The sequence below is a fragment of the Agrobacterium sp. CCNWLW155 genome, from assembly GCF_036888815.1.
Lineage (GTDB): Bacteria > Pseudomonadota > Alphaproteobacteria > Rhizobiales > Rhizobiaceae > Agrobacterium > Agrobacterium radiobacter.
The window spans coordinates 1-10,088 of record NZ_JBAKFW010000035.1 but is presented as its reverse complement, the minus strand read 5'-3'; the positions used below and the strand labels follow the sequence as shown (position 1 = coordinate 10,088).

Here is a 10,088-nt window from a genome sequence, read left to right as displayed (position 1 = left end):
GGTCAGGAGGTCAAGGCCGGTGACGTGCTGCTCTCCATCGAAGCCATGAAGATGGAAACCGCGCTTCACGCCGAACGGGACGGCAAGATCGCGGAAGTTCTGGTGCGCCCTGGCGACCAGATCGATGGCAGGGATTTGCTGCTCCATTTCGCGTGAGCGTCGACCTCGGGAGCTTATCGAAGCCTCCGAGGTCGAAGGTGGTTATGCACCAGTCAGCAATATTCTTCCCTTCAACAAGCGTCAGGCTTAAGAGACTGGCTCACCAAGCCAGACAACCCCGTGTCACGACCATCAATACTGGGGCTTGCTAACGAGAATGGCGGCAGATTCGTTCGCCTTAGCCAAGGCAACCGGCATCGCTGAACCGGCCGCGATTTGTGCCGCGAGTACGCCTATGAACTCATCGCCGGCTCCATGGGTACTGATAACGTCCACCTTAATCGCTGGAATTACTCCTTCGTCGCCGCCGCGAGCGACGAATGCAACGCCCTCTCCTCCGGCCGTCACGACCGCAACGGGGTACTGTTTGGAAAGTATTCGAGCGGCGGCGAGAGCCGTATCGAGGGATTCGACACTTGGGACCGCCGCAAGGGCCTCCGCTTCTACCGCGTTTACGACCACCACGTCCACGAGAGCGGTTAATTCGTCGGATGGCGCCCGAGCGGGCGCTGCATTCAGCACAACCGTACCGCCAGCCCGCTTCATTGCGGCAGCCGCCGCTACGTTTGCTTCGTCCGGAACCTCGTTTTGGAGCACTAGCACCGCCCCGGCCTTAAACACCTCCGAAGCAGCTTCGACGTCCTCGACACCTAACTGAAGATTAGTTCCGGAAACGAACACTGCGCCGTAGTCGCCTTCCGAATCGAAAATGGCGACGCTCATTCCAGACGCTGCGCCGGCAATGGTTCGTACGAAACGGCGATCGACCTTGTGATCATCCAAGTTGTTGGCCAATCCCCGACCGAACTCGTCGTCCGCAACGGCGCCGATCATCACCGTGGGAGCACCATGCTTTGCGGCAGACACGGCTTGATTACCGCCCTTTCCGCCGCATTTCGGGTACCACGCCGAACCCGCGACGGTCTCGCCTTTGCGCGGTCGATGCGGACCCTTCACGATGATGTCGTAGTGGAGGCTGCCGAATACGATGACGGATGGGGAATTCGATGTCATAGAAACTTGTCTTTCCGTTTGGACGCGACCGCAGCCATCGTCTTCGAAAGGTTCTTTTCAGCGGCGCGATAGTCGCGCTGGGCGACCGCGACGAACACAGCGTCCAGAATGTTGAGCTGGGCAATGCGCGCCGCAGCGTTTTCGCCCATCAACGGAGAGCCCTGCGCAGTCGAGCAGAGCACAACGTCCGAATGCTGGGCCAAAGGCGACGCATTGTAATTGGTGATCGCGATCGTCCTCGCGCCGTTTTTCCGCGCAAGCTGGATCGCCTCGATGACCGCGACCGTGTTACCAGAATGAGAGAAGCCGATCGCAATGTCGCCATCGCCTAATAGCGATGCCGACATCAGCATCATGTGGGAGTCGTCGAAAACCTGCGACCGCACGCCGATTCTGAGAAACTTGTGCGCGGAGTCCCGCGCGATCTGGGCGGATCCTCCTACGCCGTAGAAGTCCCGGTTGCGCGCGCCATGGATCAGATCCGCCGCACGGTCGAACGCTTCCACATTCATGATGGAGAGCGTCTCTTCCAGTGCATGGATCGACGTGCGGAAGACCTTCTGGATGATCTCTTTCGAGGTGTCTTCAATCGACAGTTCCTGATGCATTTCGGCGGTAGGCAGTCGATTGTATTGGGATACCGCGTTACGAAACTCACGGTATCCGGCAAATCCGAGCTTCTTGGTGATCTTGACGACCATCGCTTCCGACACGCCAGCTTCCGTCGCGATTTCCTTCAGCGACGTGTCATCGTCGAAGGTCCGCAATGCAAAGACGGTCTCAACGACCCGCGCTTCCAACGGTGTCAGAAGCGGCATCATCATGCGTATCCGGGGCCCGACGGCCTTCAGATCAGTTTCCAGGTTCATCCACGTCCCCTCGTCAAGCGATCAATCATCATCGCGACGAGAATAATAAGGCCAGTCGCAAGCAATTGATAGAAAGCCTGAACATTCATCAACGTCAAACCGTTACGCATGGCGCCGAGAATGATCGCCCCGAGAATAGTGCCGATGATGCTGCCCTTGCCGCCCATCAGCGACGCACCACCGATCGCGGCTGCCGCAATCGCATCGAGCTCCCAGAGGTTGCCAAGGATGGGTTCGGCTGCACCGAGGCGACCGATCAGGATCATTGAGGCGAGTGCAGCAAGCGTGCCGGAGATGACATAGGCAGTGACCTTGGTCAGCGCGATCGGAACGCCGGCCACGTAGGAGGCTTCTTCGTTTCCACCTACGGCCAAAAGATATTCGCCGATCGGTGTTTTCTTCAGCAGAACCCAGGCGAGGATGGCCACAACTGTCACAATGACGACTGAGTTCGGAATACCCGCAAGGGTGCCATTGAAGATACTGCGAAAACCCTGCGGAATTCCGAGTACAGGGTTGCCGCCCGTATAGATGAGTGCGATGGCGCGATACGTGCTAAGCGTTCCAAGAGTCACGATGAACGGCTGGAGGCCAACATATGCAACGAGAATACCGTTCACCAGGCCGCACACGACGCCGATTGCGAGACCTGCGGCGATCGCGAGCGAGATCGGAAAGCCAGCCACCATGAGCGATGCACTGATGACTGCTGCGATCGCGGCAGTGGGGCCTACCGACAGATCGATACCCCCGGAAATGATGACCAGCGTCATCCCCGAGGCCAGGCAGGCGTTGATGCTCGACTGCTGCAGGATGTTGATCAGATTTCGTTCCGAGACGAAGCCGGGGACCAGAATGGCAAACACCGCCATGATGAGAATAAGGCCGATCAGCGTTCCCGCATCACGCACAGAAAACGACGAGAAAAGCTTCGATGAGCGCGCGAGTGCGCCGGTGGTGATATCAGACATGCGAATGCTCCTGCTCGGAGGAATGAGTGTTTGCGCTGGCTTCGCCGACGGCATGCGCCACGATGCTCTGCTCGGAGAGCTGGCCACGCTCGAGTTGTGCCGCGATCTTTCCGTTGCGCATCACGACAACGCGGTCGGATAGGCGCATCACTTCTGGAAGTTCCGAGGATACGACGATGATCGACCGTCCCTCGGACGCGAGTTGCTCAATCAGGTGATAGATTTCGGACTTCGCGCCAACATCGATCCCCCGGGTGGGCTCATCGAACAGAAGGAGTTCGGAACCAGCGGCCAGCCAGCGGGCGATGATCGCCTTCTGTTGGTTACCGCCCGAGAAAAGTTTGATAGGGCGATCGATCTGGAAAGGACGCAGATTGACGCGTTTCAAAAGGTCGTTCGCGGTCTTGTTGACCTCACCCTGCTTCACAAGACCGCCGCTGGAGAATTTGCCGAGCGACGGCAATGCCATATTCGTTGAAACGGGGCGAATGGGAATGATCCCTTCGCGCTTGCGCTCTTCCGGTAGCAGACCGATCCCAGCTCGAATGGCCGAACGCGGCGTACTGAGCTTCAACACCTTGCCGTCGAACTTTACGCTGCCAGACGCGATCGGGTCGACGCCCGCCAGCAGTCGAAGCAACTCCGTACGGCCGGAGCCGACGAGGCCGGCGATGCCGAGGACTTCGCCCCTGCGCACATCAAATGAGATGTTCTTGACGTGTGTGGTCGCCGAAGAAAGGTCTCGGACTTCGAGGCGGACATCGCTTGCGGCATGAGAATTGTGTTCCTCATGCATCAGTTCGCGCCCGACCATCATCGCGATGACCTCCTTTTCGGGAATTGTCTTGAGATCGACAACGCCCACCACGGCACCATCCCGCATTACAGTGCCACGATGGCAGATCCGGAAGACCTCATCCATCTTGTGCGAGACGTAGATAATCGCAACACCCGATGCCGCGAGCTTTTCGATGACAACCGCAAGGCTATCGAATTCGGACGGCGTTAGACTGGATGTAGGCTCGTCCATCGCGATGATCTTGGCGTTGTCCAGCAGCGCGCGCGCAATTTCGACGATCTGGCGCTGAGCGACCTTCAGGCTCTTGATGGGCTGCGACGGATTTATGGAGGGGTCAATCATCGCAAGAGCCTCGGCGGCCCGCCGCTCCTGTTCCCGCCTGTCTACCAGAAGGCCGCCCGCCATTTTGATTGGATGCCCAAGATACATGTTCTGGGCAACCGTAAGGTTGGGCACCTGCTGCAATTCCTGATGAATCATCGCGATCCCGGCAGCGCGTGCGTTTTCTGGCCTCTTGAACTGGATTTCCGCCCCGTCCACGTAGACTTCGCCTTGCGTCGGACGAAACACACCGGACAGGATGCGCAATAGCGTGGATTTACCGGCGCCATTTTCGCCGAGCAATGCGTGTATTTCGCCCGGCATAACGTCGAAAGAAACGTTCGAGAGCGCCTTAACGCTCGTGAACTCCTTCGTGATGCCTTCGAATTTCAATCTTGCTGTCGATGCCATCTCAGTACACTCGATGAGAGCGAGCCGGACGTGATCGCCCGGCTCGTGTTTCGGTTACTGCGCGCTTGCCGCGTCCTTCAGGAGGACTTCACGCACCTTGGCTTCGTCACCCTGGTAGTTGGCGAAGTTGTCCTTCGTGATCAGAGCCTGTGGCGTCGCGACGACACGCGGCAACTTCTGGCCTGCGACCAGACGAAGCGCGGTTTCCATGGCGACCTCACCCGTCAAAACCGGGAAGCTGTCAACGGTGCCCGTCAGCTCGCCAGCCTGGATAGACTTATAGGCGTCGGAGATGCCGTCGGTGCCGAAGACGGCGACCTTGCCGAGCAGATTGGCAGATTTTACGGCTTCGACAACACCGAGGGCCATACCGTCATTGTTGCAATAGAAGCCGACGAGGTCTGGGTGCTGTTGGAGGATGTTCGTTGCGGCGTCGTAAGACTGCTGGCGGTCCCAGTTACCGGGAACGCTTGCAACGACTTGGAACTTGCTGTTCTTTCCGATCGTCGACTTGAAGCCATCTGTGCGTTGAACGGCCGCGTAGACGCCAGCCTGGCCTTCGATGACGGCAACTTTGCCGCCTTCGGGACGGTTCTGGATGAACCACTTGGCGACGCGGACGCCGTTGTCGCGCTGGACGTTGCCAACGTAGTGCTCAGCCTGAGGGATGACAGCGTCGTTGACGTTGACGACCGGAATGTTGGCTTCCTTCGCCTGCTCCATGACGGGCTGCAGGTTTGCGTCTGTCTGCGGGGAAACGAGAAGAACGTTGTAGCCTTGGGTGACCATGCCCTCGGCAATGGTCAACTGGCCAAGCTGGTCACCTTCGCTCTGCGCTGCCTGATAGGCGACCTTCGCTCCGACCTTATCAGCAAACTTCTGGTAACCCTCGCCCAGCGAACGCCAGTATTCGTTCGTCAGCGTCTTGGAAACGCCGCCTACCTTCGTGCCTTCAGCGGGCTTTGGCAGAGCTCCGAACTTGGACTCGAGCTGCGACCAGTCCACACGATCCTTCTCGGTATCGGAGTTGAGCGGAGCAAGTTCCTGGGCGAAGCTTGCACTTGCCCAGAGGGTCGCAGCAAGACCAGCGGCGATAGCTAACGTCAAAAGTTTGTTCATCGGTTCCTCCCGAAATGGGTCGTTGGTTAGGTGGCAGGGTTACTGCGCCGAAGCGCCAAGCATGACTTCCTGAAGAATTGCTTGGGCGGAAACGGCGTCCTGTCGGTCAATCGCGCCTGCAAGGCGGTTGTCCTGCTCGAGGCGATCGACGACGTTCAGCATCCGCTTCACCGTCGCAATATTGACCTCGCATTCGCGGACCGGATCAAGGCCGGTCATGTCAGGGAAAGTATCGAAATAGATGGCGCCATCGTAGCCATCGCGACGAATCTGGCGGAGCAGTTCGATCGTCTGGACAGAGTGAACCGCGCCAACCATGAGGCCGTCGTCGCGCTTCGCATATCCATCGTTCAGATGCACACCGAGGACGCGGCTATGACGCGCGATCATGGCGGCGGCAAAGGCAGGCTGTTCGTCGGCATAGAGAACGTGGGCGAAATCGAGCGTTACGCCGAGATTGGGGCAACCAGCCTCCTTGATGGCCAGCAGCGTCGTCGCGCAATCGGGCATCAGGCTGTAGGAACGTGGCTCATTCGGCTTGTACTCGATACTGATGAGGCAGTCGGGGTCGTGGTCGCAGATTTCACGGATGCCATCGATTTCGTGTTGCCACATGCGATCGTAATCTGCCTGGAAGGCGTAGTCGAAGCCGTCCTGCCCAAGCCAGATGGTCATCAGATTGGTGCCGGCCTCGCGAGCCGCGTCAATGCCGGCCTTCGTCAGGTCGATCGCTTCCCGGCGTACCTTCTCGTCGGGATTGGTGAAGGCGCCAATCTTGAACGCCGGGTTAGTGTAATAGCGCATGGCGAAACCGTTAATCGCTAGACCCAGGTCCCTGAGAATTTGAGCAAGCTCCGCTGGCTTCTGACCCACGTGGTCCGGGTAGTTGAGGTCGAGGTCCGTCAGTCCGTCAACCTTGGCAGCGCGCGTAGCCATCTGGAGAACCGATGGCTTGCCCTTCAGATCAGGCCACTCCGCGTGTGGTCTGGAAGCAAAGGAGTTGAGACGGGTCGCGAAGCGTGAAGTGGGCAATTTACTGACCTCGATTGTTTTCAAGTACCAAAACTTTACGCAATGATTTTTATTTGTAAAGTAGAAAAGGTTTTTCAAAATAGGATGAGACAGCCTCTGGTTCCTCAGGACACACTATTAGGTGAATAAAATGAGATATTACAGATATTTAATGCAAAAAAATAACATCGGACCATTGGGACTCTGCCCCTCATGGAGAACTTCACGTTGTGTCGTTCACCCGTGAATTTACCACTCCGGTACTGGGTGATCATTCTAACTCGGGGCGCCCCCAAGAAACGGTCTTTCCAAAACATACAGGGTGCGCGGTGTCGCCGTCGTGGATCTATAGATCAGCACCAAATCGAGCTACCCTCTCGGCCTCAAAGGAAGACCATGCGCGCTGGTTTTGGCATGCACGAGACCATGCGACGCACATCAGTCGCTTATGGCAACCCGCGTTCGCACGCATGATATCGCCTACGTTGCCGTGTTTACGCCACGGCGTCGTAGCAACTTCTGTCGCTGGAATGCGGTGCTGGCGCGACGTCTGACGTTCCATGCGCTTCCTGACCGAAGGCCCGTGGAAGCGTCTGATGCATATTAACCAAGGCGCGCGGAACATGCTGTTGCAGATGCTTCTACGCAGTGCGAATGGCGCTGGATATCCTTGTGCCAACACAGAGGGTGTGAGAACTTGGTGATACTTCCGTTTTAACGTTCGACAATGATTTTGGCGACAAGTTCGGCCGCGTTCTGAACCCCAAGCTTGCGCATGATCGAAGCCCTGTGAACCTCGACTGTACGATGAGAGATGCCCAACTCGTTAGCGATTTGCTTACTCGTCAAACCATTTACAATCCGATGGGTCACCTCGCGCTCCTTGTATGTCAGCAGGGCATCGCTCGATCGGCGATCCTCGATGGGCTCAAACGTCCACACGATCAACTTGAACGGATCCTCGGGCGTCAATGTCAGCCCCTTCGCCCGCATCCAGATGATCCGGCCGTCCCGCCTTTTCATGAAGCGCTCGTCCTCGTAACGCGGCTGGCTTTCCAACCAGCGGTGCCATCGAGCCCCGGTCTTTTCGAAGTCGAAGTTCGACGGATACAGTACCCTGATGGACTGTCCCTCCAGATCGGACTTTGACCAGCCGAACAGATGCTCAATGCATGAGTTCACTTTGAGTATCCTTCTGTCGGAAAGAACCATCAGGCCGATCGGCGCTTCCATGAATCCGAGAGACACCAATGCTTCTCCAGAAAGCTCGACTCCATCTGAGCTCATTCCCTTCACCCTCCTCCGGCGATCTTCAGCTACGTATTCCATACGTATAAGTATACGGGTTTTTACCGATAGGAACCCCCTCAGCTTCAAACGAATAATGTCATCCTGAGGAGGACAACAATGACTACTGTGGATCTACGGCTCGCTGCGCCAGTGTCCTGCCCCTACAATCGGCGGAGAAGCCGTCTGCCGCACAGGCGACGGTTCACCACGTGGCGGCGACGATGCCTGCACCAGGCCATCTGCACGCCAGACTGCCTTAGCCCTCCGTAACATCCAGACACTGGACCAATCGTGGCGGCCTTCCTCACTCGAGCGGCAGCCCGATCCTGAATGCCCAGTGTGTACGGAGGATGTCGGCTGCCAACAAAAATTGGGAGGAGATCCATGACGGAGTACATACTAGAAACCCATGGCTTGTCGAAGAGCTTCGGCGGATTCAATGCGGTGAGCGACGTGAACCTGAAGGTCCGCGCCGGCAGCATCCACGCTTTGATCGGCCCCAATGGGGCAGGCAAGACCACATGCTTCAACCTGCTTACCCGCTTCCTGTCGGTGACTAAAGGGAGGATCGTCTACGAAGGGCGCGATATCACGGGGACAAAGCCCGCCGACGTTGCGAGACAGGGCCTGGTCCGGTCATTCCAGATCTCCGCTGTGTTTCCCCACCTTAGCGCACTTGAGAACGTCCGCCTCGCGCTCCAGCAGGGAGAGAGCTGATCGGCGCCAGAAGCGACCACGTCGCCAAGGCCGGCATTGCGATCTGCCCCGAAGAACGGGGGATATTCGCCACCCTGAGCGTATCGGAGAACCTTCTTCTTCCGCCCGCGATCAGACCGGGCGGATTGTCAATTGATGAGATCCACGAGCTTTTCCCGAATCTCAAGGAAAGAGCTACGAGCCCGGGCACACGTTTGTCCGGTGGTGAGCAGCAGATGCTGGCGATCGCCCGCATCCTGCGAACCGGGGCGAGATACCTCCTGCTTGATGAACCCACGGAGGGCCTTGCGCCTGTAATCGTGCAGCAGATCGCGCGGACCGTCCGAGAGATAAAGGCGAGAGGTTTCACGGTTCTGCTCGTGGAGCAGAACCTGCGCTTCGCCCAAAGCGTAGCTGACCGACACTACGTCATGGAGCACGGCCGGGTCGTCGACACCATGACGGCGGAGGAACTCTGCGACGCCAAGGTCGTCACCAGAACCGAAATCGGCGACAGGGATATATCGATCTCGTTGACCGCGATGAAGACATCCCTGTGGCGCTTCAGGATCTGGACGACCCTCTGCAACAGGCCCTTGAAATGAACCTGCTCCGGAAAGGGTTCGATGTCGGCACGGGCACGATCCTGAGTATGGAAGCTTTTCGTCACCCGGAAACGCGGCACCAATTTCACACGCTCAAGGAACAATGCCTTGTAGCCTTTCGGGTTTGACGGCTTCCAGACCTTGAGTGCACGGTCGGGCACAAGTTCGCCACCCATGGTGCAGTTCCTGTTTGGAATCGACGGGGTAATGTCCATATGGAATTCGTTGGCGTAGACAAGCTGCCAGCAGCGCGCCATCTCCACTAGAAGCGGTTTGTAATGGCCGTTGGCCTTCAACCGATCACCGATCGCCTTCTTCAATGCGGCAGGCTCGACCCAATGCCCAAGATATGGCGCATGGGCTACCAGATCGACGTCATGTTCATTGCTGCCGATCGGCTTGACGGTCGTTCCGATTGCGGTCGATCCCTGGAGGAAAATTCCCATTGCCTTGAGCAAAGGGTCCTCTGCATTAGCCAACCATCCGCCGACCCCTTCGTAGCGCTCCTTCGCAAGGTCCGCCTGGCTCGGCGCAATTTCGAGAGTGGCGCACATCCGCTCAAGAGCACCGATGAGCATTCCATCCCGCATGACAAGCCGATGATCGTGAAACATGCATTCCTCCTGCGCCCGAAAGGGATCTGATCGTAAGATTCGCCCGTCTAGTTTTGTACAGATAAATCGAACGCTTGCCATCGTCAAGCTCTGTGCTATATTTTTGTACAGATTAACCGAACGGCGCGGCATGCGAGTGCACGCGCCTTCAGTGATTCAAGGGAGTAATTCGAACATGTCTTTGGCTGCCAAGCTCAAAGAACTCAGGG

9 protein-coding genes and 2 pseudogenes are annotated in these 10,088 nt (G+C 57.5%); 3 read left to right on the top strand and 8 right to left on the bottom strand.

Annotated elements, in window-relative coordinates:
• Positions 1-156 (top strand): biotin/lipoyl-containing protein (locus V6S97_RS29320; RefSeq protein WP_442886143.1); only part of this gene is annotated, 156 nt, incomplete at its 5' end.
• A 135-nt stretch (positions 157-291) separates the two neighbouring features.
• Here V6S97_RS29320 and V6S97_RS28700 read toward each other — a convergent pair.
• From V6S97_RS28700 to V6S97_RS28675, 6 genes are read right to left on the bottom strand one after another with little or no spacing between them, the layout of a single operon-like run.
• Positions 292-1,173 carry a PfkB family carbohydrate kinase gene (locus V6S97_RS28700; RefSeq protein ID WP_334428387.1) on the bottom strand — a complete coding sequence of 294 codons (882 nt, stop codon included), beginning with the start codon at positions 1,171-1,173 and terminating at the stop codon, positions 292-294.
• Positions 1,170-2,042 (bottom strand): MurR/RpiR family transcriptional regulator, encoded by an 873-nt coding sequence (locus V6S97_RS28695; RefSeq protein ID WP_334428386.1) that lies wholly within the window; start codon positions 2,040-2,042, stop codon positions 1,170-1,172. Before V6S97_RS28695 ends, V6S97_RS28700 begins: the two co-directional genes overlap by 4 nt.
• A complete protein-coding gene (locus tag V6S97_RS28690) occupies positions 2,039-3,013 on the bottom strand; it encodes an ABC transporter permease (protein WP_334428385.1) in 975 nt (324 codons plus the stop codon). The genes V6S97_RS28695 and V6S97_RS28690 overlap by 4 nt, the downstream gene beginning before the upstream one ends.
• On the bottom strand, positions 3,006-4,544 hold the full coding sequence (locus V6S97_RS28685; protein ID WP_334428384.1) for a sugar ABC transporter ATP-binding protein: 1,539 nt from the start codon (positions 4,542-4,544) through the stop codon (positions 3,006-3,008). The genes V6S97_RS28690 and V6S97_RS28685 overlap by 8 nt, the downstream gene beginning before the upstream one ends.
• Positions 4,545-4,598: 54 nt before the next feature.
• Positions 4,599-5,663 (bottom strand): sugar ABC transporter substrate-binding protein, encoded by a 1,065-nt coding sequence (locus tag V6S97_RS28680; RefSeq protein WP_334428383.1) that lies wholly within the window; start codon positions 5,661-5,663, stop codon positions 4,599-4,601.
• Between the two features lie 39 nt (positions 5,664-5,702).
• A complete protein-coding gene (locus V6S97_RS28675) occupies positions 5,703-6,695 on the bottom strand; it encodes a sugar phosphate isomerase/epimerase family protein (RefSeq protein WP_334428381.1) in 993 nt (330 codons plus the stop codon).
• Between the two features lie 409 nt (positions 6,696-7,104).
• Here V6S97_RS28675 and V6S97_RS28670 point away from each other — a divergent pair.
• Positions 7,105-7,342 (top strand): annotated as a pseudogene (locus tag V6S97_RS28670) (hypothetical protein); the annotation flags it as partial.
• 46 nt (positions 7,343-7,388) lie between these two features.
• Here the strand turns inward: V6S97_RS28670 and V6S97_RS28665 are convergent.
• Entirely contained in the window at positions 7,389-7,961 is a 573-nt protein-coding gene (locus tag V6S97_RS28665) for a LuxR C-terminal-related transcriptional regulator (protein WP_334428380.1), read from the bottom strand.
• Between the two features lie 387 nt (positions 7,962-8,348).
• Here V6S97_RS28665 and V6S97_RS29315 point away from each other — a divergent pair.
• Positions 8,349-9,133, top strand: a pseudogene (locus tag V6S97_RS29315) (ABC transporter ATP-binding protein); the annotation flags it as partial.
• Here V6S97_RS29315 and V6S97_RS28650 read toward each other — a convergent pair.
• Positions 9,085-9,819, bottom strand: coding sequence for a nucleotidyltransferase domain-containing protein (locus V6S97_RS28650; protein ID WP_334428388.1), 735 nt, complete (start codon positions 9,817-9,819; stop codon positions 9,085-9,087). The pseudogene V6S97_RS29315 and the gene V6S97_RS28650 overlap by 49 nt on opposite strands.
• Between the last annotated feature and the right edge of the window lie 269 nt (positions 9,820-10,088).

Coding starts and splice junctions, on each gene's coding strand:
- V6S97_RS28700 (WP_334428387.1), bottom strand. CDS start 1,173: ATGACATCGAATTCCCCATCCGTCATCGTATTCGGCAGCCTCCACTAC.
- V6S97_RS28695 (WP_334428386.1), bottom strand. CDS start 2,042: ATGAACCTGGAAACTGATCTGAAGGCCGTCGGGCCCCGGATACGCATG.
- V6S97_RS28690 (WP_334428385.1), bottom strand. CDS start 3,013: ATGTCTGATATCACCACCGGCGCACTCGCGCGCTCATCGAAGCTTTTC.
- V6S97_RS28685 (WP_334428384.1), bottom strand. CDS start 4,544: ATGGCATCGACAGCAAGATTGAAATTCGAAGGCATCACGAAGGAGTTC.
- V6S97_RS28680 (WP_334428383.1), bottom strand. CDS start 5,663: ATGAACAAACTTTTGACGTTAGCTATCGCCGCTGGTCTTGCTGCGACC.
- V6S97_RS28665 (WP_334428380.1), bottom strand. CDS start 7,961: ATGAGCTCAGATGGAGTCGAGCTTTCTGGAGAAGCATTGGTGTCTCTC.
- V6S97_RS28650 (WP_334428388.1), bottom strand. CDS start 9,819: ATGTGCGCCACTCTCGAAATTGCGCCGAGCCAGGCGGACCTTGCGAAG.